At 73.0% G+C, this 20,452-nt stretch carries 19 protein-coding genes, 1 tRNA gene, 1 pseudogene and 1 riboswitch; of the genes and pseudogenes, 7 read left to right on the top strand and 14 right to left on the bottom strand.

The window, feature by feature from the left end; genetic code table 11:
* Nucleotides 1-9: 9 nt before the first annotated feature.
* From ACFC09_RS12745 to ACFC09_RS12700, 10 genes and pseudogenes are all read right to left on the bottom strand, one after another.
* Nucleotides 10-1,101 carry an LLM class flavin-dependent oxidoreductase gene (locus tag ACFC09_RS12745; RefSeq protein WP_376526519.1) on the bottom strand — a complete coding sequence of 364 codons (1,092 nt, stop codon included), beginning with the start codon at nucleotides 1,099-1,101 and terminating at the stop codon, nucleotides 10-12.
* Nucleotides 1,098-2,477 (bottom strand): NtaA/DmoA family FMN-dependent monooxygenase, encoded by a 1,380-nt coding sequence (locus ACFC09_RS12740; protein ID WP_376526517.1) that lies wholly within the window; start codon nucleotides 2,475-2,477, stop codon nucleotides 1,098-1,100. Before ACFC09_RS12740 ends, ACFC09_RS12745 begins: the two co-directional genes overlap by 4 nt.
* Before the next feature lie 19 nt (nucleotides 2,478-2,496).
* Nucleotides 2,497-3,699 (bottom strand): LLM class flavin-dependent oxidoreductase, encoded by a 1,203-nt coding sequence (locus tag ACFC09_RS12735; RefSeq protein ID WP_376526514.1) that lies wholly within the window; start codon nucleotides 3,697-3,699, stop codon nucleotides 2,497-2,499.
* Nucleotides 3,700-3,814: 115 nt separating this feature from the next.
* The gene (locus ACFC09_RS12730; protein WP_376526511.1) at nucleotides 3,815-3,961 is read right to left on the bottom strand and encodes a putative leader peptide; all 147 of its coding nucleotides are present in this window, start codon (nucleotides 3,959-3,961) and stop codon (nucleotides 3,815-3,817) included.
* A pseudogene (locus ACFC09_RS12725) lies at nucleotides 3,958-4,354 on the bottom strand (GNAT family N-acetyltransferase). Before ACFC09_RS12725 ends, ACFC09_RS12730 begins: the two are co-directional and overlap by 4 nt.
* A gap of 58 nt (nucleotides 4,355-4,412) precedes the next feature.
* Entirely contained in the window at nucleotides 4,413-5,429 is a 1,017-nt protein-coding gene (locus ACFC09_RS12720; RefSeq protein WP_376526508.1) for a transporter substrate-binding domain-containing protein, read from the bottom strand.
* A 183-nt stretch (nucleotides 5,430-5,612) separates the two neighbouring features.
* The gene (locus ACFC09_RS12715) at nucleotides 5,613-6,419 is read right to left on the bottom strand and encodes an amino acid ABC transporter ATP-binding protein (protein WP_376526505.1); all 807 of its coding nucleotides are present in this window, start codon (nucleotides 6,417-6,419) and stop codon (nucleotides 5,613-5,615) included.
* Entirely contained in the window at nucleotides 6,416-7,396 is a 981-nt protein-coding gene (locus ACFC09_RS12710) for an amino acid ABC transporter permease (protein ID WP_376526501.1), read from the bottom strand. Before ACFC09_RS12710 ends, ACFC09_RS12715 begins: the two co-directional genes overlap by 4 nt.
* Before the next feature lie 355 nt (nucleotides 7,397-7,751).
* A riboswitch (SAM riboswitch) is annotated at nucleotides 7,752-7,861 on the bottom strand.
* A 78-nt stretch (nucleotides 7,862-7,939) separates the two neighbouring features.
* The gene (locus ACFC09_RS12705) at nucleotides 7,940-8,824 is read right to left on the bottom strand and encodes a glutathione S-transferase C-terminal domain-containing protein (protein ID WP_376526498.1); all 885 of its coding nucleotides are present in this window, start codon (nucleotides 8,822-8,824) and stop codon (nucleotides 7,940-7,942) included.
* A 104-nt stretch (nucleotides 8,825-8,928) separates the two neighbouring features.
* The gene (locus ACFC09_RS12700; RefSeq protein WP_376526495.1) at nucleotides 8,929-9,048 is read right to left on the bottom strand and encodes a putative leader peptide; all 120 of its coding nucleotides are present in this window, start codon (nucleotides 9,046-9,048) and stop codon (nucleotides 8,929-8,931) included.
* A 429-nt stretch (nucleotides 9,049-9,477) separates the two neighbouring features.
* Between ACFC09_RS12700 and ACFC09_RS12695 the strand changes: the two genes are divergently transcribed.
* The 3 genes from ACFC09_RS12695 to ACFC09_RS12685 all read left to right on the top strand — a co-directional run bounded on the left by ACFC09_RS12695 (nucleotide 9,478) and on the right by ACFC09_RS12685 (nucleotide 12,970).
* Nucleotides 9,478-10,284, top strand: coding sequence for a hypothetical protein (locus ACFC09_RS12695; protein ID WP_376526493.1), 807 nt, complete (start codon nucleotides 9,478-9,480; stop codon nucleotides 10,282-10,284).
* Nucleotides 10,285-10,743: 459 nt separating this feature from the next.
* The gene (locus ACFC09_RS12690; RefSeq protein WP_376526490.1) at nucleotides 10,744-12,021 is read left to right on the top strand and encodes a YeeE/YedE family protein; all 1,278 of its coding nucleotides are present in this window, start codon (nucleotides 10,744-10,746) and stop codon (nucleotides 12,019-12,021) included.
* Nucleotides 12,022-12,220: 199 nt separating this feature from the next.
* Complete coding sequence (locus ACFC09_RS12685) at nucleotides 12,221-12,970, top strand: SDR family NAD(P)-dependent oxidoreductase (RefSeq protein WP_376526488.1); 750 nt, start codon at nucleotides 12,221-12,223, stop codon at nucleotides 12,968-12,970.
* Between the two features lie 60 nt (nucleotides 12,971-13,030).
* Here ACFC09_RS12685 and ACFC09_RS12680 read toward each other — a convergent pair whose 3' ends face one another.
* Nucleotides 13,031-13,642, bottom strand: coding sequence for a TetR/AcrR family transcriptional regulator (locus ACFC09_RS12680; RefSeq protein WP_376526484.1), 612 nt, complete (start codon nucleotides 13,640-13,642; stop codon nucleotides 13,031-13,033).
* A 74-nt stretch (nucleotides 13,643-13,716) separates the two neighbouring features.
* Here ACFC09_RS12680 and ACFC09_RS12675 point away from each other — a divergent pair, with 74 nt between their 5' ends.
* A complete protein-coding gene (locus tag ACFC09_RS12675; protein WP_376526482.1) occupies nucleotides 13,717-14,544 on the top strand; it encodes a class I SAM-dependent methyltransferase in 828 nt (275 codons plus the stop codon).
* A gap of 102 nt (nucleotides 14,545-14,646) precedes the next feature.
* On the opposite strand, the gene ACFC09_RS12670 is transcribed toward ACFC09_RS12675, so the two are convergent.
* Nucleotides 14,647-14,720: transfer RNA gene (locus ACFC09_RS12670), tRNA-Pro, on the bottom strand.
* Nucleotides 14,721-14,875: 155 nt separating this feature from the next.
* Nucleotides 14,876-15,886 (bottom strand): LacI family DNA-binding transcriptional regulator, encoded by a 1,011-nt coding sequence (locus ACFC09_RS12665; RefSeq protein ID WP_376526479.1) that lies wholly within the window; start codon nucleotides 15,884-15,886, stop codon nucleotides 14,876-14,878.
* 125 nt (nucleotides 15,887-16,011) lie between these two features.
* Between ACFC09_RS12665 and ACFC09_RS12660 the strand changes: the two genes are divergently transcribed.
* The gene (locus ACFC09_RS12660; RefSeq protein WP_376526475.1) at nucleotides 16,012-17,172 is read left to right on the top strand and encodes a Gfo/Idh/MocA family protein; all 1,161 of its coding nucleotides are present in this window, start codon (nucleotides 16,012-16,014) and stop codon (nucleotides 17,170-17,172) included.
* On the opposite strand, the gene ACFC09_RS12655 is transcribed toward ACFC09_RS12660, so the two are convergent.
* Nucleotides 17,153-18,184 (bottom strand): LacI family DNA-binding transcriptional regulator, encoded by a 1,032-nt coding sequence (locus ACFC09_RS12655; protein ID WP_376526473.1) that lies wholly within the window; start codon nucleotides 18,182-18,184, stop codon nucleotides 17,153-17,155. The two genes, ACFC09_RS12660 and ACFC09_RS12655, sit on opposite strands and share 20 nt — an antisense overlap.
* 182 nt (nucleotides 18,185-18,366) lie before the next feature.
* Between ACFC09_RS12655 and ACFC09_RS12650 the strand changes: the two genes are divergently transcribed.
* Nucleotides 18,367-19,533 carry a phytanoyl-CoA dioxygenase family protein gene (locus tag ACFC09_RS12650; protein WP_376526470.1) on the top strand — a complete coding sequence of 389 codons (1,167 nt, stop codon included), beginning with the start codon at nucleotides 18,367-18,369 and terminating at the stop codon, nucleotides 19,531-19,533.
* Nucleotides 19,534-19,547: 14 nt separating this feature from the next.
* The gene (locus tag ACFC09_RS12645; RefSeq protein WP_376526467.1) at nucleotides 19,548-20,324 is read left to right on the top strand and encodes an SDR family oxidoreductase; all 777 of its coding nucleotides are present in this window, start codon (nucleotides 19,548-19,550) and stop codon (nucleotides 20,322-20,324) included.
* The last annotated feature ends 128 nt before the right edge of the window (nucleotides 20,325-20,452 follow it).

The raw sequence follows: 20,452 nt of genomic DNA, 5'->3' as shown, positions 1-20,452 counted from the left end.
AGGGCTCCCTCAGGGGGCGTCGGACACGGGCGCGGGGTGGGGCGGCGCGAGCACCGGGCCCCAGTCGAACGGCGGGTCGGGGATGTCCCGGCGCAGCACAGGGGCCACCTCCGACTGGAACCGCTCCAGCGAGTCACGGTGCTGGGTGTCCGTCAGCCCGCCCGCGTCCGCGGGCAGGTGCTGCACGGTGTGCCCGAACCGATCGTGGTAGCGGTGCACCTTCTCGATGACCTGTTGCGGGCTGCCGATCAGCGCGGAGCTGCGTGCGGCGAAGTCCTCCAGGGTCTCGAAGACCACGGGCAGGCCCGTGGCCCGCTGGAAGGCCAGGTTGCTCTCGAAGACCGGCCGGTAGGCGGCGAGCGCCTGCTGGGTCGTCCGGGCGACACAGAGCCCCGCTGATCCCGCGCCGACCGTGAGGCCGGCCGGGTCGTGGCCGTAGTGCTCCCAGCGTTCCCGGTAGTGGCGGACCAGTTCGGCGTACGGCTCGACGGGATGGGTGACGTTCGCGGAGAACAGCGGGTCGCCGTAGCGGGCGGCGAGGTCCACGCTCTCCTTGCTGGTGGCGCTGCCGTGCCAGACCCGGACGGGCTGCTGGTAGGGGCGCGGCCAGACCTCGGCGTCCGTCAGCTCCGGCCGGAAGCGGGTCCTGGCGGTCACCTTGTCCTCGCGCCAGATCCGCCGGAACACCTCGTAGCTCTCGGCGTTGCGCTCCCACTGGTCCTCGGGGGTGACGTGGAACAGCTCGCGCTGTGCGGAGCCGTTGCCCTTGCCGATGATGAGGTCGAGCCGCCCGTCGGCGAGGTGGTCCAGGGTGGCGTAGTCCTCGTAGGCCCGGACCGGGTCCAGCAGGCTCAGCGTCGTCACGGCGGTGAACAGCCGGATCCGGCGGGTGAGCGCGGCGAGGTGGCTGAGGACGACCGTCGGCGCGGAGGAGATGAACGGCCGTTCGTGCCGCTCGCCCACGCCGAAGCCGTCGAAGCCCAGTTCCTCCGCGAGCAGCGCGCTCGCGACGACCTCCCGGAACCGGTCGTGCGTCGGTTTCTGTACGCCGGTGACCGGGTCGGGGCGGTGCACGATCAGCGTGATGGCGAGGAACTTCACGAGGCGACCCGCCGGCGCTCGGCCCGCGCGGCGTCGGGATGGGCGAGGCCGAGGTGGTCGCGCAGGGTGGTGCCTTCGTAGTCGGCACGGAAGACACCGCGCTCCTGGAGCAGCGGGACGACCGTGTCGGCGAACACGTCGAGGCCGCCCGGGGTGATGTGCGGGACGAGGATGAAGCCGTCGCTGGCGTCGGCCTGGACGAACTCGTCGATGGTCCGGGCGACGGTGGCCGGGGAGCCGACGAAGGTCTGCCGGTTGCCGGTGTTGATGATCAGGTCGCGGATGGACCACTTGTTCGCTTCGGCCAGCTCCCGCCATTCGCGGGCGGTGGCCAGCGGGTCCCGGTACATGCGCACCTGCGCGCGGCCCCGTGAGATGTGTTCCTCGTCCACGTTCGGGTCGATCTCCGGCAGCGGGCCCTCCGGGTCGTACGCGGACAGGTCGCGGTTCCAGACGAACTCCAGGTGCTTGAGCGCGGTGGCGCCGCTGACCTGCTGCCGGCGCACCTCGTGGGCCAGTTCCTCGGCCTCGGCGTCGGTGTCGCCGAGCACGAAGGTCGCCGCGGGCAGGATGAGCAGTTCGTCGCGCCGCCGGCCGTGGGCGGCGAGGCGGCGTTTGACGTCTGTGTAGAACGCCTGGCCGGCCTGGAGCGTGGCGTGCCGGCTGAAGATCGCGTCGGCGCCGGCGGCGGCGAACTCGCGGCCTTCCTCGGAGTCGCCGGCCTGGAAGATCACCGGCCGGCCCTGCGGGGAGCGCGGCACGTTGAACCGGCCGTGGATGTCGAAGTGACGGCCCTGGTGGACGAAGGCGCCGGCCTGCGCGTCACGCAGGAAGGTGCCGGCCGCCTGGTCGGCGAGGATCTCGTCGCCGTGCCAGGAGTCGAACAGCTCGTTCGCCGTGGCCAGGAACTCCTTGGCGCGCGAGTACCGCTCCTGTTGCGGCAGGAAGCCGCCGCGGCGGAAGTTCTCACCGGTGAAGGCGTCCCAGGAGGTGACCACGTTCCAGGCGGACCGGCCGCCGGAGAGGTGGTCGAGGCTGGCGAACTGGCGGGCCACCTCGTAGGGCTCGTTGAAGGTGGAGTTGATGGTGCCGGCCAGGCCGAGCCGGTCGGTGACGGCGGCCAGCGCCGCGAGCACGGTGAAGGTGTCGGGGCGGCCGACGACGTCCAGGTCGTATATCTGCCCGCCCTGTTCGCGCAGTCGGAGCCCTTCGGCGAGGAACAGGAAGTCGAACTTGGCGCGTTCGGCGGTGCGCGCGAAGTGGGCGAACGAGTCGAACTCGATGTGGCTGCCGGCGGCCGGGTCGCTCCACACGGTGGTGTTGTTGACGCCGGGGAAGTGGGCGGCCAGATGGATCTGCTTCAGCGGCTTGCTCATGTCGGTGTGGTCCTCCGGCTCAGGCAGCTTGGTAACGGTTGGCGGGACGGGCCAGTCCGAGCAGCCCGCGCAGGGTGCCGGCCTCGTAGGCGCGTCGGAACAGGCCCCGGCGCTGGAGTTCGGGCACCAGGCCCTGGGTGATCCGCGGCAGGTCGTGGCCGAGCACGGCGGGCCGCAGCCGGAAGCCGGTGAGCCCGGCCTCGCCCAACTCGGCGAGCAGGTCGGCGAGTCCGGCGGGCGTGCCGGTGAAGATCCGGGCGTCGGCGGTGTACGGCTCGCCGGCCAGCTCGTCCAGGCGGGCGCGGCGGGCCGCCGCCTTCGCGGGGTCGTCGTCGAGGAAGACCAGCAGGTCGCCGAAGACGTGCAGGAGCTGGTCGGCGCGGCCGGCCGCGGCCTGCTCGGACCGGATCTCGGCGACGATCGCACGGGCCTGCCCGGCGTCGTGCGGGGCGACGTAGCCGACGTCCGCCTGCCGGGCGACGAGCCGGTACGGGATGCTCTGGTGGGCCAGCGCGGTGACCAGCGGCTGTCCCTGCGGCGGGCGGGGGGTGATGGAGGGGCCCTTGACGCTGAAGTGCCGGCCCTCGAAGCCGATGTGGTGCAGCTTGTCGCGGTCGACGAAGCGGCCGGTGGCCACGTCCCGGATCTCGGCGTCGTCCTCCCAGCTGTCCCAGAGCCGGCGGACCACCTCGACGTAGTCGGCGGCCTCGTCGAACCACTCGTCCAGCAGGTCCTGGGCGGCCGGGCTGTCGTATGCGTCGATCGCGGGGATGCTGCGCCGGCCGAAGTGGGCCGCCTCGTCGGGCCGCCCGGTGACCCGGACGCGCAGACCGGCCCGGCCGGTGCTGACGTAGTCGAGGGTGGCGATCGCCTTGGAGATGTGGAACGGCTCGGTGTGGGTGGCCACCACCGTCGGCACCAGACCTATGTGGCGGGTGAGCGGTGCGACGCGGGCGGCGACGAGGACCGCGTCGAGCCGGCCGCGTACCTGGTCGGTGCGGTCGTCCCGGTCGAGGGGGCGGGAGGACTGGGGGCCCAGGCCGTCCTCGATGGTGACGAAGTCGATCAGGCCGCGTTCGGCCTCGGCGACGAGGGCGGCCCAGTAGTCGGCGGTGAGCAGATCACGGGGGCGGGCGCCCGGCTCGCGCCAGGAGGCGGGGTGCCAGCCGGTGCCGTCGAGCGCGACGGCGAGGTGCAGGGGGGCAGCAGAGGACAGGGACACGAGGGGTGCCTTCCTGGAGGTCCGTACGCGGGATCACCGGCCCGCGGCGGGGCAGGGCACGGCGGCTGACGGCCGGCGGGGCAGGGGTCCCGGGGGCCGGGGGGGCGGTGGAAGGTCAGCGGCGACAGAGCGCGGCGGCGACGCGCTGGAGGTCGATGTGCGGCCGGGAGTGGAGGTGCACGGCGTGCAGGACGGTCGTCACGTCCGTCACCTCCTCCTTCGGGGCGCGCGGCGGCGCCTCGCGGATGTCGTCGTGAGTCACAACACCGACCGCTCGGGGGATGTTCCAGGGCTGCGGACCTTCAGGACGGTCGAGGGGCGGCGGAGCGTGAAGCCGAGCGACTCGTAGAGCCTGATCGCGGGGGTGTTGTCGGCGGCGGCGTGCAGGAACGGCGTGTCGCCGCGTTCGACGAGCCCGTGCAGGTCGGCCCAGGCGGCCGGATCGTCCGGATCGGCGAGGGCGGCGCAGTCGTAGACGTCGGCGGGGTAGCGGGCGGCGCGGCCGGCCCTCCCCCGGCCTTCGGCCGGGGGGGACCCCCATCTCGCTGCGCTCGGCGAAGCGGGCGTGCGGGCCGTCGAGGGCGGCCCACACGGCGTTGTCGAGGATCGCGGCCACCGGGGTTCCGCCTTCGCGGACGTCGGTGTGGAGGGGCACGGAGACGGAGTCCTTTCCTGGTCCGACGGGTGTGCGACCAGGCCGGTATGACGCAGTGTCAGGAGTTGTCCAGTGGCAGACCCGGCGGGTCGACCTCGGACTTGGCGACGGCCTCGCCGGAGAGGTTCCAGGCGGTGAGCCACTTGGCGTACTGGCCGTTGTCGATGAGGTAGTTGATGGCGTCGGCCAGGGGCTTGGCGAGGCCGCTGCCCTTCTTGGCGGTCGCCGCGATCAGGCCCTGGAGCGTCGTGCCGGCGCCGGAGAACCGGCCCGCGACCCGGGTCGCCTGCGGGGTGCCGGCGGTCTTCGCCGCGTGGTAGGAGAGAGCCGGACTGGGGCCGAGGTACACGTCGATCTTGCCGCTGCTCAGGGCGAGGTAGAGGCTGTTGTTGTCCTGGTAGTACTTGACGGTGAGGTTCTTGCCCTCCTTCGCCAGCTTCGCCTTCCACTCCAGGAGGATCTTCTCCTGGTTGGTGCCGCTGCCGACGGAGACCGTCCTGCCGGCGAGGTTCTCGTAGTCGTCGTCGAAGTTCCAGGTGCTGTCCTTGCGCACCTCGAAGGCGAGGTCGTCCTTCCGGTAGGAGGCGAACTCGTACTTCTTCTTGCGTTCCTCGGTGACGGTGATGTTGGCGAAGCCGACGTCGGACTTGCCGCTGTCGATGGCGATGAACATGTTCTCCCACGTCGCCTGCTGGAACTCGGGTTCGAGGCCGAGGACGGCGGCCACCAGTCGGGCGAGGTCGACCTCGCAGCCGGTGAGCGTCTTCTGGTCGCTGCCCACATAGCCGAGCGGCGCGGAACCGGCGGGCAGGGTGCCGGACGCGATCACCAGCTTGCCGGTCTTCTTGAGGGCGGCGGGCAGCTGCGCGCTGATGGACTTCACCTCGGAGACCTTCAAGGTGGTCTCCTTGGCCGCGCCGTTGGACAGCAGACCTATGGTGACCGAGCCCGCGGGGTCGGTGGTGGCGGCCTCGCTGTCGCCCCCGCAGGCGGCGAGGACCGGGGCGAGGGTGGCGGCGGCCGCCGCCGCGGTGACGCCGCGTATCAGGCCGCGTCGGGAGAGCTGGGTGGGCATGGCTGTCCTTCGTCGCTGGGTGAGGGTGAGGGGTGAGGGTGAGGGTGAGGGTGAGGGTGAGGGTGAGGGGTGAGGGGTGAGGGGTGAGGGGGGAAGCCGGCGCGGACCTGCGGTGGTGCGTGCCGGTGGCAGGGGGTGGTGCCGGGTGGTACGAGGGCGGTGCCGACGCCGGTCCGGCGGCGGTCACAGGACCTTGCTCAGGAAGTCCCTGGTGCGCTCGTGCCGGGGTCGGTCCAGGATGTCGGCGGGCGGGCCCTGTTCGACGATCCGGCCGCTGTCGATGAAGACGATCCGGTCGGCGACCTCGCGGGCGAAGCCGATCTCGTGGGTGACGATGACGAGGGTGGTGCCGCTGGTCGCGAGGTCCTTGATGACGGAGAGCACCTCGCCGACGAGTTCCGGGTCGAGCGCCGACGTCGGTTCGTCGAACAGGATGATGCCGGGGCGCAGCGCGAGGGCACGGGCGATGGCGACGCGCTGCTGCTGGCCGCCGGACAACTGCCGCGGGTAGGCGCCCGTCCGGTCGCCGAGTCCGACCCGGCCGAGCAGGTCGCGGGCCAGCTCCTGGGCCTTGGACCTGGACAGCCGCCCGGTGGCCACGGGGGCGGCGGCGACGTTGTCGAGCACGGTCAGGTGCGGGAAGAGGTTGAAGTTCTGGAAGACGAAGCCGATCCGGCCGCGCTGGGCCAGGATGGCCCGTTCGCTCAGTTCCTTGAGCCGGTCCCCGCTGCGTCGGACGCCGATCAGTTCGCCGCCGACGCTGACGTGTCCGATCTCGGGTTTCTCCAGGTGGTTGATCACCCTCAGCAGCGTGGACTTGCCGGATCCGGACGGGCCGATTATGACGGTGACCTCGCCGGGACGCACGGTCAGGTCGATGCCGTCGAGGACGCGATGGGCGCCGTACCACTTGTGCACGTTGTGCACCTCCAGGGCGACGGGGGCCTGGGCCTGCCCGGTGGGCGTGACGGCGGACGTGGCGGCGGTCATACGGCGGCCTCCCGGCGCAGTCGGGCACGCAGTGCGGTGAGCCCGGAGCGGGCCCGTTGCAGGGGGGTCGGCGGCAGGGTCCGGGTGGCGCCCCGGGCGAAGTGCCGCTCGACGTAGAACTGGACGACGGACACCGCGCTGGTGAGGATCAGGTACCAGACGGTGGCCACCAGCAGCAGCGGCACGATGTCGCCGGGATAGGTGCTGCCCATGGTCTGGACCGAGCCGAACAGGTCGAGCAGCGACACGTAGAACACCAGGGACGTGCTCTTGACCAGGCCGATGAGCTGGTTGACGTAGTTCGGCGTGATGGACCTGAGGGCCTGCGGGAACACGATCCGGGTGAACTGGTAGCCCTTCGGCAGGCCGAGCGCGGCGGCGGCCTCGTGCTGGCCCTGGTCGACGGAGAGGATGCCGCCGCGGACCACCTCCGCCGCGTACGCCGCCTCGTTGAGGCTGAGGCCGACCACGGCCACCACCATGTCGGTGGCCAGCTTCGACTCGTCGAAGCTGACGAAGGAGGGACCGAAGGGGACGCCGAGACCCACCGTCCGGTACAGGGCCGAGAAGTTGTAGAGGAAGATCAGTACGACGATCAGCGGCACGGACCGGAACAGCCAGGTGTACGTCCAGCTGACGGCGCGCAGCACGGGGCTGCCGGAGAGCCGGCCGAGCGCCAGCAGGATGCCACCGAGCAGGCCCAGCACGGCGCTGAACGCGGTGACTTCGAGGGTGATGAGGAGCCCGTCGAGGATGCTGGGCCGAAGGAACCAGTAGCGGAAGCGGTCCCATTGGTAGAAGGGATTCGTGGCCAGTCCGTGCGCGATCTGCGCCACGAGCACCAGCACGACGGCCGAGGCGATCCACCGGCCGGGCCTGCGCAGCGGTACGACTCGCTGCGCGGACAGGGGTTTTGACGGTGTGTCGGCTGACGGCGGCGCGGTGACGGACACGGCGCCGCCCGGGGGTTCGGACATGACGGGCTCCGGCGGGTTCGGACACCCCCGGGGGCGGAGCCGGATCGGCATGGCCACGGCGACGGCACTACGGCGCGGCGCGGCACACGGAACGGCACGGGAACCGGGAGCTGGGCGGGCGGGGGCACACCACTGGGTGGGCGGGCGCGGGGATCGCGGGGGCTGGAAGTGCTGTCAGCCCCGGCAGCGGGCACGGCCCGGCGCGGTACACAGTGCGCTGTTCACGCGGAGCAGATCGACCGTCCGGTCGGCGACGAGCAGCCCGGCGTACGGATGTACGCAGCTCTGGGGGCGGCCGAGGGCCGTCCGGGGAGCTGCGTACATGTCCGTCACTCGCATTTCTGGCCGCTGCGGGCCCTCGCGCTTACCGAAACGTCATCCGGTCCGGTCCTCACCTGGGGCACCCCACCGCGGTGCGAGGGTTGCCGGTCAGCAAGCCAGGGCTTGTCGCTGACGCTCATGACCGTTCTGAGCGGTAAGTAAGACAGTCCGCCGGGTTTATGTCAACGTCCGTCCGCGGACTGGACCGGCCGCCGGCCCCGCTCACCTGTGCCGGGAGCCGGGGGCGGCGGCCGTGTGGTGCGCCCAGTCCAGGATCTGGACGGCCGAGCCGGCCGCTTCGAGACCCGCGCAACGGGCGTGGTGGCGGCGGGCGATGCCGTCCAGGTCGAGGTGGGCGCCGAAGGCCGGCCGGGCGGCGAGGCGCCTGGCGTGCGCCCACAGCGCCGGGTGGCCGGCCACCCGGTGCACCGCGGCGGCGTCGAGGTGGTGGCGGTGCACGGTGTCGAGTTGGACCAGGGCGACCCACAACTCGACGTCGGCGGCGGTGAGTCCGTCGCCGACCAGGAACTCCCGCCCGGTCAGGCGCCGTTCCAGGCGGGCCAGGGTGTCGGTCAGGACGTCGAGCGCGGCGGCCCGTTCGGCCGGTTCGGCGCCGACCCGGCCCGCGCGCTGTGCGGCCGCCTCGATGCCCTGCGCGCACAGCCGTTCCACCTCCTCGATCTCGGTCTCGGCGCCGCTCGGGTAGAGCCGGGCGCGCCCGTCGCCGAAGCACCGGTCGAGGTCGCGCAGGATGTCGGGGGCGTGGCTGCTGACGATCCGCCCGGACCAGTCGTCGCTGAGCACCGGCGCCAGGGCCGGTCCGGCGTAGCGGTGCGCGCTGGCCTCGTACAGCGGGCGCAGCGCCGAGTGGCCGCCGCCGGGACAGTCGGGGACGGCGGTGAGGAAGGTGATGGGACAGATGTCGTCCAGGGCGAGGAGGCTGTGCCCCACCGCGATCCGCAGGCCGTCCGGGCAGGCGGTGGTGAGGTGGAGCCGGTAACGGCGTGGCACGGCGTAGTGGCCGCTGTGGGCGTCCCGGCCGATCCTGCCCCGGAAGCGGGCCGACCGCTGGGCGGACGGGACGGCGGCGAGTGGCGTGCTGGACACGGACATGTGTCTCCCCGGGTGCGGGCGCGCGGCGTACCGCGGCGCAGCGTCATCGGTCGATGGGTGCGAGGGGGCCTGTGTCGGCCGGGGCGGTAGGGAGCCGGTCAGGCCGGACGGCCGATCGCGCTGCAGACGCGCTGGAGGTCGATGTGACGGCGGGACGTCAGCAGCGGGAGCGAGGGCGCGCGGCCGCTGCGGCCGGTGCTCGTCCCACGGCGCGTCATTCTTCCCTACCTTTTCACTAGGATTCCCTTCTGGAGTGTCGATCGGCCTCCGCACGGCGTCAAGGGGGCGTCCGCCGCCCGGACACCGGCAGCCACGTCCGGCCCAACGGCTTCCCGCCGACGGCGGAACGGTACGGGCCGGCGCCCGCCCGGCACGGACCACCACCACCGCCACCATCGCAACCGTCACCACAGCCACCACCACCACCACCGCAACCACCGCAACCGCCACCGCCACCACCACCGCCACCACCGCAACCGTCACCACTGCCACCACAAGCCGCTACCGCTGCCACCGCACCTGCCTCCCTCGTCTTCGCCGCTCCGCACCCCCACCCCGCGTCACCCGAACGGCCCGGCTGTGCTGGTCGGCCGTCGTGCGGGGTGGTGGCGTTGAGGGACGTACCGCGTTTCGAGGAGGCAGCCGCGATGAACCGTCCGTCCCGTCCTGTGCGTGTCCTCGCCCCGGCCCTGGCCGCGGGGTCACTGCTGACCGTGGTCGCCTGCGCGAACGACGGCGGGGCCTCCGACACGGTGTCCGTCTCGCCCGCCGCCGAACGGTCCCCGAGCCCGTCCGCCACCCCGGCGCTGACCCGGGCGGGGGCGAAGGCCGCGCTGATCACCGCCGCCGACCTGGAGGACGACTGGACGCAGGCCAACGACGCGGCCTCCTGGCGCAACAAGCTGCTGATCGACAAGGTCGACGTCGCCGCGTTCCTCAGGACCAAGACCAACGCCGCCGAATGCCAGCGGCTCCTCGACAGCCTGTACTCCGACAGCCTGCTGGGCCGCGCGTCCGGGGGCTCGGCGCTCGCCGGGTTCACCGATCCGCACGCCCGGCTGCTGTACCAGGTCGGCGACTACGGCCGGGACGCGATGACGAAGACCCTCGACTGGCTGCGCAGTCTGCCCAAGAAGTGCAACCAGTTCACCGCGACCGGCTCCGACGGCGGCAAGCGGACGGTCCAGGTGGTGGCCGCCAAACTGCCGGCCGCGGGCGACGCCCGGGAGGGGGTCACCGTGACGCTGCGGGGCACCGCCAACGGGGAACCGACCACCCTCACCCTGGACGTCGCCGCGCTCCGGGTGGGCGCGTCCGGAGCGGCCGTCACCAACGGCGGCCCCCGCGGTGCCCAGCACACGAGCACCGAGGCGGCCGTGCGGGAGGGGGCGCGGCGGCTGACGGACGTCCTCGCCGGGAAGACCCCGACGGGAAACCCCAGCGAGTTCGACTGAACCGGTCCGGTCGACTGCACCGGTCCGGCCGAAGAGTCCGCCCCAGGAGTCCGTCCGAGAATCCGACCCAAGAGATCGCAAAGATCTCGAAAGAGATCGTCAAATTGCCGCACTCGCGGAACAACCGCGATTCGCGCGCGGGTTGCGCCCGTCATGCAGAAGACCGGTGGTTACCGCGAGCCTGCCCTTGTGAGGTGTCTGTTCGCCGCCTCGCTGGGCGCCGTCGACGACGGGCTGTAGGTCCCGTACATCCCGTATGTCCTGACAGGTATGCGCTCGTCGTCGCCCTTGTGATGCCGTCGGCTTTCCCCTGTTCGATGCCGTCGGCTCTCACCCCGCCCCCACGGTCCGGCCGCTCCCCCACGCGTCCGCGTGATCTCCGTGCGCCCGAAGCACGGCCGCATGCGGCCACCGCCGCGCGAGCCCGGCCCGTTCTGCCTGACGGAGTTCCCTGCCGCCATGACCACACCCGCCACCACCGCCCCGGTCCCCGCACAGCGCAGGCAATGGCTGCGCCGCACGTCCGTACCCACCGCCCCTCCCCCGGCGCCCGCCGAGCCCCCGCAGCCCGTCGTGCTCGTGGTGGGCGGAGTGCTCGCCGTCGGCCTCGCCCTGTGGGTCTGGCTCGGCCAGGGCCCGCGTGAACTGGCCCTCTTCGCCCTCGGCCTGGCGCTCGGCGTCGGTCTGTTCCACTCCCGGTTCGGCTTCACCTCCGCCTGGCGGCAGTTGGTCGCCGTCGGCCAGGGCCGGGCGCTGCGGGCCCACGCACTGCTGCTCGGCGCCGCGAGCATCCTGTTCACCCCGATCCTGGCGGCCGGGGCGGGCTTCGGCGGGGTCCACGCGACCGCGTCCGTCGCCCCGTTCGGACTGAGCGTCGCGATCGGCGCGTTCCTGTTCGGCATCGGGATGCAGTTGGGCGGGGCCTGCGCCTCCGGCACTCTCTTCGCGGTGGGCAGCGGCCAGAGCGCCATCGTGCTGACGCTGCTCGGGTTCGTCGCCGGTGGTACGACGGCCGCCGCCACCTCGGGGTTCTGGACGTCGCTGCCCTCGCTCGGGAACCTGTCGCTGAACACCGGCCTCGGCTACGGCGGCGGACTCGCGGTGACGCTGCTCGTCCTGGCGCTCATCGTCGCGGGCACCTACTGGGTGGAACGCCGCCGCACCCCTCCGCCGGTGGCGTCGGTGCCCGCCGCCCGCGGGTTCGCCCGGATCGTGCGGGGCAGTTGGCCGCTGTGGGTCGGCGCGCTGGTCCTCGCGGGTCTGAACGCACTGGTGCTGCTGACCTCCGGCTCCGCCTGGGGCATCACCTCCGCCTTCGCCCTGTGGGGCTCGAAGATCTGGGGCGCGCTCGGCGGTGACCCGTCCGGCTGGGCGTTCTGGTCGGGTCCCAGCGCGGCGACGCTGCACGGTTCCGTCCTCGCCAACACCACCTCGCTCACCGACATCGGCATCATGGTGGGCGCGCTCGTCGCGTCCGCGGCGGCCGGGGCGTTCACCCTGCACCGGCGCATCCCGCTCCGGCTGGCGACCGGCGCCGTGCTCGGCGGCGTCGTCATGGGCTACGGCTCACGCATGGCGTACGGCTGCAACATCGGCGCCTACCTCGACGGCATCGCCTCCGGCAGTCTGCACGGCTGGCTCTGGGCGGTCACCGCGCTCATGGGCACCTGGGTCGGGCTGAAGCTGCGGCCGCTGTTCGGCCTCACCAATCCGAAGCCGACCGACAGCGTGTGCTGAGCACGCCGGGACCACCGCCCGCCGCCCGCGCTCCGGCACGGGCGGCGTGCTGCGCTGCGGGGGTGTGCGGGCAGGATGGGCACATGTCTTCCGACGGCGTGACCACGCGTACTGGCTTCCCCGCCCCGCGGCAGCGGGCGGCCCGCTTCGGCGACCGGGTGCGGTCGCTGACCGACGGTGGTGCCGCTGAGGTGGCCGGATGAACCGCGGAGTGCTGGTCACGGGCGCGTCCCGGGGCATCGGCCGGGCCGTGGCCGAGGCGTTCGCGCGGACCGGGGACCGGGTCGCGGTGCACTGCAACACGTCGGTGCGGGAGGCCGCGGAAGTGGCGGCCTCGCTTCCCGGCGAGGGGCATGTCACCGTCCGGGCGGACCTGGCCGACGCGGCGGCGGTGCGGCGTGCCGTGGACACGGCGGCGGCTCTCCTCGGCCGGCTGGACGTGCTGGTCAACAACGCCGGTGTGTTCCTGGCGCATCCGCCGCTGAGCACGTCGTACGAGGAGTGGCAGACGGCGTGGTCGGCGACGCTCGGCACCAACCTCACGGGCGCGGCCAACGCGACGTACTGCGCGGTGCCGCACCTGGTGGCGGCGGGCGGCGGGGCGGTCGTCAACGTCTCCAGCCGCGGGGCGTTCCGCGGCGAGCCCGACTGCCCTGCGTACGGCGCCTCCAAGGCGGCGCTGAACGCCTTCGGGCAGTCGATGGCCGTGGCGCTGGCCGGCCGCAACATCAGCGTGGCCACGGTGGCGCCGGGCTTCGTGGACACCGACATGGCCCGCTCGGTCCTCGACGGACCCGGCGGTGACGCGGTGCGCGGCCAGTCCCCGTTCGGCCGGGTGGCCCGCCCGCAGGAGGTCGCGGCCGCGGTGCTGTGGCTCGCCTCCCCGGAGGCGGTGTTCGCCAGCGGCACCGTAATCGACGTCAACGGCGCGTCGTACCTGCGCACTTGAGCGACCCGGCCGTGCCGGAGGATCCCGGTCCGGCCGCTGCCCCGGCGGGTTCGCCGGCGCTCAGGAGCCCTCGGCCGGTCGTCGTCGCACGGCGTCGGCGACCACCGCGGTCACGAACCTGTCGACGGCCGCGGCGGACGGCGGCCCGGGGTCGCGGTCCGCGAACAGGAGATGCCCGCCGCCGACCAGGGACAGGGTGAGCGAGTCGACGTCGGTGTCGGCCGCGATACGGCCCCGGTCGCGTTCGTCGGAAAGACAGGCCGAGACGGCGGTCGTGGCCTGCGCGAGGATCGCGATGCCGCCTCCGGGCCTGGCCAGGCGCAGCCGTGCCCGCAGCTCGTCCCGGAAGGTGATGAGCGGGATGATCGCCACCGGAACCGGCCCGAACAGGGTGGTCAGCGCGCTGGTGAGGTTGCCGGCCACCGTCCCGGTCCCGGCGGACTCGCGCAGCGCGCTCGCCTGGGCTTCGAGCTGTGCGGCCCGGTCGAGCACGAGGTCGGCGAGGAAGGCGTCGAAGTCGGCGAAGTGCCGGTGCAGCACGCCCTTGGCGCAGCCCGCCTCGTCGGTGACGGCGCGGCTGGTCAGCCCGTTCGGCCCGTCCCTCAGCAGCACGCGTTCGGCGGCGTCGAACAGTTGCTGCCGCGCGTCGCGCAGGTGCACCCCAGTCGGCACTGCTCACAGTCCTCTCGTCCGTCGGTCCGGTGGCGCCCGTGACTTAATGGGCGAGTGCCCACTAAGGTGGGCACATGCCCACCCTACCGCGAGAGCACTCCGCACCCACCCCTGCGCAGCCGCACCAGGCCCGGCAGATGGCCGAGTCGTTCGGCACGGACGCGCAACGCTACGACCGGGCCCGGCCCGGCTACCCCGATGCCCTGGTGGCGCGGATCGTCGCCGCGAGTCCGGGCCCCGACGTGCTCGACGTCGGCTGCGGCACCGGCATCGCGGCCCGCCAGTTCCAGGCCGCCGGCTGCACCGTCCTCGGCGTCGAGCCCGATACCCGCATGGCCCGCCTCGCCCAGGCCCGGGGTCTGAAGGTCGAGGTGGCGGGCTTCGAGACCTGGCAGCCGGCCGGCCGGACGTTCGACGCGGTCGTCGCCGCCCAGTCGTGGCACTGGGTGGACCCGGTCGCCGGTGCCGCGCAGGCGGCACGCGTGCTGCGGCCGGGAGGACGGCTGGCGATCTTCGGGCATGTCTACGAGCCGCCCGCCGAGGTGGCCGAACCGTTCGCCGCCGCCTGGCGCCGGGCGGTGCCCGACTCCCCGCTGGGCGAGCGGCCGGCCCGCCGTCCGCTCGATCCCTACCTGGCGGCGTACGAGAAGATCGCCGACAAGATGCGCGGGAGCGGGCAGTTCGACGATCCCGAGCAGTGGCGCTTCGACTGGGAGCGGTCCTACACCCGCGAGCAGTGGCTGGACCTGCTGCCCACCACCGGCGGCCTCACCCGGCTCAGGCCCGATCGGCTGGCCGAGGTGCTGGACGCGGTCGGCGGGGCCATCGACTCCCTGGGCGGCCGGTTCACGATGAACTACACCACCCTGGCCGTGACCGCAGCACACACCGGTACGCCCTGAGTCACCACCCGGACCCGGACCCGGCCGACCTCGGCCTGTCCCGGAACAACCGAAAGGCCGTACCGGTGAACCCGATACGGCCTTCGACCTGCCCTACGCAAGTCGGGACGACAGGATTTGAACCTGCGACCCCTTGACCCCCAGTCAAGTGCGCTACCAAGCTGCGCCACGTCCCGGCGCGGTGCCACACGCTGTGTTCCGCGTGATCTCGCAGGTAAACCCTACCGCACGGGGACAGGTGCCGGTGCCGGTCGCACCGTGACGAGGCCGCGCCTGCGCGCCACCCCGCCGGACGGGGACGTCCCCGGGACACCGCGCGCCGGGCGCGGGATCAGCCCCTGTGGTCGGGGGGCGCCGCCGTGGTGCCCCTGATCTCCAGTGCCGGCGCGGCCAGGTGCACCCGGCCGGCGCCCCCGGGCCGCTCGAAACGGTCGAGGAGGAAGCGGGCGGCCCGGTGTCCGACCTCGTGCGGGGCCGTGTCGACGGTGGTGAGCCAGACGTGCCGCAGCCGGGCGATGCTGGTGTTGTCGTACCCGGTCACCGAGAGGTCCGCGGGCACCCCGAGGCCCAGTTCGGCCGCCGCCGACAGCACGCCGACGGAGGTGATGTCGTTGACCGCGAAGACGGCGGTGGGCCGGTCGGGACGGCTGAGCAGCCGCACGGCGGTGCGGTAGCCGCCCTCCTCGGTCATGTCGCCCGCCGCGACGAGCGCGCCGTCCGCGAGGCCGTGCGCGCGCATCGTCGCCTCGAAGCTGCGCCGCCGCAGGTCGCCGACGGCCCCGTAGCCCGCGATGTGGGCGATGCGCCGGTGGCCGAGCCGGACGAGGTGTTCGGTGGCGAGGCGGGCGCCCGCCTCGTCGTCGCCGGCCACCAGGTCCACGCCCGGCGGGGCCGGCTCCCGGGCGCCCGCGACGACCACCGGGAGGTGCTCGGCCACGGCGTCGAGGACCGTCGGATCGGGCAGGGTGCCGACCACCACCAGTCCGTCGACCCCGAGGTCCAGGAAGGGGCCGGTGAGCCGGCCGCCGGTGCGGCGGCTCAGCCGGGCATCGGCGAGCAGCATGTGCAGGCCGCCCGCGTGCAGCAGGGAGTTCAGGCCGTCGAGCAGGTCGACGAACCAGGGGTTGCGCAGGTCGTTGAGGAGCACACCGACGGTGCGCGAGCGCTGCTCGCTGAGGCTGCGCGCGGCGGCGTTCGGCCGGTAGCCGAGTTCGCGTACGGCCCTGAGCACGGCCTCGCGCTTCTCGGGGCGCACCTGGCCGGAGCCGCGCAGCACCAGGGAGACGAGCGACTTGGAGACTTTGGCCCGCTCGGCGACGTCGCGGATGGTCGGCGGCCTCATGTCCTGGACCGTTCCACGCGCCGGGACCGTTGTCAAAGGGCTTGACACCGAGGGCTTGACACCGGGTTTGTCCGCCTCTCAGGGTGACCTGGACAGGGTATGGACCGGTCCAAAGAGGGGCTGTCATGATGGATGCGCTCGGGGTCGCCGTCGTCGGGTTCGGCTGGATGGGCCGGGTGCACACCCAGGCGTACGCCCGTCTGCCGCACCACTATCCGCGGCTCGCCCTGCGGCCCCGGTTGATCACGGTCGCCGACGAGGTGCCGGGCCGCGCCGAGGAGGCCGCGGCGCAGTTCGGGTTCGCCTCGGCGGCCCGCGACTGGCGCGAGGTGGCGGCGGACCCCCGGGTGCGGGCGGTCAGCGTCACCGCGCCGAACTTCCTGCACCGGGAGATCGGCGTGGCGATGGCCGAGGCGGGCAAGCACCTCTGGATCGAGAAGCCGGTGGGCCTGACCGCCGAGGACGCGCGGGCGGTGGCCGACGCCGTCGCGGCGGCCGGGGTGCAGGGCTCGGTCGGCTTCAACTACCGCAACGCGCCGGCCGTGGAGAGCGCCCGTGACCTGATCGCCGCGGGCGGGATCGGCACGGTCACCCATGTCCGCATCCGCCTGTTCAGCGACTACGCGGCCCACCCGGACGGTGCCCTGACCTGGCGCTACGAGCGTGCGCGCGGCGGTAGCGGGGTCCTCGGCGACCTCGCCTCGCACGGCGTCGACCTGGCCCGCTTCCTGCTCGGCGACATCGCGTCGCTGACCGCCGACACCGCGGTCTTCATCCCGGAGCGGGCCCGTCCCACGGGAGCCACCGCGGGGCATGCGCTCGCCTCCGGCGGGGCACCGGGCCCGGTGGAGAACGAGGACTACGTCAGCTGTCTGCTGCGCTTCGCCTCCGGCGCCCGCGGCGTCCTGGAGGCATGCCGGGTCTCGGTCGGCGAGCAGAACAACTACGGCTTCGAGGTGCACGGCACCGAGGGCGCGGTGTTCTGGGACTTCCGCCGGATGAACGAGCTGGCGATCAGCCAGGGAACGACATATCAGGACCAACCGGTCAGTACGGTGTACGTCGGCCCCGGCCAGGGCGAGTTCGGCGCCTTCCAGCCGGGGGCGGCCAACGCCATGGGGTACGACGACCTCAAGGTGGTCGAGGCGTCCCGGTTCCTGCGTTCGATCGCCGAGGGCACCCCGTACGGCACCACCCTCAGGGACGCGGTGCGCAGCGCCGCCGCGCTGGACGCGATGGAACGGTCCGCGGCGACGGGGTCCTGGGTCAACCTGCCGGCGTCGTAGGCAGGTTGTACGGGGTGACCACCTGGATCGCCGACGGCAGGGTGGGCCCCGCGGGCGGCAGTGCGCCGTGCGCGCGCATCACCAGGTGACAGGCTTCCCGCAGGTCGTGCCGGAGATCGTGGTGGAGCACCGCGGACAGCCGGTGCTCGCGCAGCAGGCGGGTGTTGTCGTGGTCGAGGTCGTGCGCCACGAAGACGGCGCACTCCCGGCCCAGGTCCGCGAAGGCCCGCAGGGTGGCGATGTTGCCGCCGCCGATCGAGTAGACCGCGCGGATCGCCGGGTCGCGTGCCAGAGCGGCCCGCACGAGGTCGTACTGCGTGGCGTCCAGGCCCTGGCCCTCGGCGATCTCGACGAGCGTGCGCTCCGGGTGCAGGGCCCGCATGGTGGCGCGGAAACCCATCTCGCGCTCCTCCTCGTTGCGGAAGAAGCCGCTGCTCAGGCTGGTCAGCACATTGCCGGGACGGTCGCCGAGCCACTGGCCGGTGAGATAGGCGGCCGTGGCGCCGGCCGCCCGGTTGTCGATGCCCACGTAGCCGAGCCGGCCGCTGGCGGGCAGGTCGGTCACCAGCGTGACCACCGGAATGCCCGCGGCGGTCAGCCGGCCGACGGCCGCGGTCACCTCGGGGACGTCGGGCGCCTTCAGGATCACGCCCTGCGAGCCGCGCCGCGCTATCCGGTCCAGCGTCTCGACCTGCTCGGCGGCCGGGCCTGTCTCCCGGAAGTGGAAGCGGGAGCGCAGCACGGCCGGATGCAGCGCGGGCAGCTCGGCCTCCAGGGCGGCGCGCACGGCGGTGGTGAACCGCTCGGGTGCCTGCATCACGATGTCGACCATGAAGGTCCGCCCGACGAGCCGCACCTGGGTGCGCTGCCGGTCGAGGTCGGCGATGGCCCGGCGCACCTCCTGCGCGGTGTTGTCCCGCACCCCGCCCCTGCCGTTCAGCACGCGGTCCACGGTGGCCTCGCTCAGACCTGCCTGACGTGCGATCTCACGGATGGGGAAGGGATGGCCCACGGGAAACGGACTCCTGAGTTCCTTGAGGGGTTTTTGATGGGTTGCTGCTGGTTGTTCGATGGGTTTGTACTGACAAGAATGGCATCGCGCCACCCCCGTGCCCGAACGCACCCCCCTGACCGACGGCACGCCCCTTCCCCGACCGCACGCACGTCACTCCCGTGACCGAAAGAAGGACACCGATGTCTTTCGCCACCGCGCAGGGCCGTGCCTGGCTGTCCGGCCCGGACTGCGATCTCGACGCCTTCCGGGCCCTGGTCGACCGCTCCACGCCGCTCGCCGGCTATCCGTACGCCTCGTCCGTCGAGCGGAACGTCCTCGTCTACGACAGCGCCCGGCTGCGGGAGGCCGGCGACCGGCGCGCGGTCGCGGCGGAACTGGTCCGCGCGCTGTCCGACGGTCCCGGTGTCGTGGTCTTCCGGCGTGCCTTCCCGGACCACTCGGTCGTCGACCGGGCGACCGAGGTGTTCGACGCGCTGATCGCGGAGCAGCGGGCCGAAGGGCTGGCGGCCGGCGACCACTTCGCCCGGCCCGGCGCGAACGACCGGGTGTGGAACGCGCTGGAGAAGGCGGCCCTGTACGACCCGGAGACGTTCGCCGACTACTACGCCAACGACATCCTGGCCCTGGCCTCGACCGCCTGGCTCGGCCCCGGCTACCAGGTGACCTCGCAGATCAACGTGGTCAACCCGGGCGGGGCGGCCCAGTCCCCGCACCGCGACTACCACCTCGGCTTCCTCAGCGACGAGGCCGCCGCGGCCTACCCGGCGCATGTGCACCGCCTCTCCCCCGTGCTCACCCTCCAGGGCGCGGTCGCCCACCGCGACATGCCGGCCGAGTCGGGGCCGACGCTCTATCTGCCGTACTCGCAGCAGTACGAGCCCGGTTACCTGGCCTGGCGGCTGCCGGAGTTCCGGGCGTACTTCGAGGAGCACCACGTCCAGTTGCCGCTCGCCAAGGGCGACGCGGTCTTCTTCAACCCGGCGGTCTTCCACGCCGCCGGTTCGAACCGCTCGGCGGACATCCGCCGGATGGCCAACCTCCTCCAGGTGTCCTCGGCGTTCGGGCGGGCGATGGAGACGGTGGACCGGCAGGCCGTGGTGAACGCGGTCTTCCCGGTGCTGCTGGAGCGCCGCGCGGCGGGCGCGGGCGAGGAGTGGCTGGAGCGTGTGATCGCCGCGAGCGCCGACGGCTATCCGTTCCCCACCGACCTGGACAACGATCCACCGCTCGACGGCCTGGCGCCGCCCAGCCAGGCGGACGTCGTACGGCGGGCGGTCCACGAGGAGTGGACCCCGCGGGCGCTGCGGGACGAACTGCGGGCCGGCGCCGAGCGTCGCGCCGGCTGAAAGGACAGCGATCCATGGGACTTCTCGACGACAAGGTCGTCCTCGTCAACGGCGGCAGCCAGGGCCTGGGCGCCTCGATCGCGCGGGCCGCGGTCCGCGAGGGCGCGACCGTCACCGTGACCGGGCGGCGCCCCGAGCCGGGCGAGGCGCTGGTGGCCGAACTGTCGGGGGACGGCGGCAGGGCGCGGTATCTGCGCGCCGACCTCGCCGACGCCGGACAGGCCAAGGCTGCCGTTGCGGAGGTGACCGCCGCCCACGGCCGGATCGACTGCCTGGTGAACTCGGCGGGACTCACCGCGCGCGGCACCCTGCTGGACACCACTCCCGAGTTGTTCGACGCGCACGTCGCGATCAATCTCAGGGCGCCGTTCTTCGCCATGCAGGCGGCGGTCGCCGACATGGTGGCACGTGAGGCGCCCGGCACGATCGTCAACGTCATCACCTCCGCGGCGCACGGCGGGCAGCCGTTCCTCGCGCCCTACGTCGCCGCCAAGTCCGGGCTGGTCGGCCTCACCCGCAACGCGGCGCACGCCCACCGCTGGGACCGGATCCGGATCAACGGCCTGAACATCGGCTGGACGGACACGGAGGGCGAGGACGCGACGCAGCGCGCCTTCCACGGCGCCGGGGACGACTGGCGTGAGCAGGGCGCGGCCCGGCTGCCGATGGGCAAGCTCGGCCAGCCCGACGAGATCGCCGACTTCGTGGTGTTCCTGCTGTCCGAGCGTTCCGGGGTGGTCACCGGTTCGGTGATCGACTGGGACCAGAACGTCCTCGGCGCGGCCGACTAGCCCCACAGGCGCCCTCCCGAGCACAACCCTCCGCACCACCGTCCGCCCCCGTCCTCGACACCACCGCCCAGACCACACCGCACCACCCCCAGCCCCATCGCACCACCCTGCACAGCACATCGCACCAC

Origin of the sequence: Streptomyces sp. NPDC056161 (assembly GCF_042268025.1) — a bacterium.
Classification (GTDB): domain Bacteria; phylum Actinomycetota; class Actinomycetes; order Streptomycetales; family Streptomycetaceae; genus Streptomyces.
Note: the sequence above shows the minus strand (reverse complement) of the source record. Positions and strands in the feature narration are given on the sequence as shown.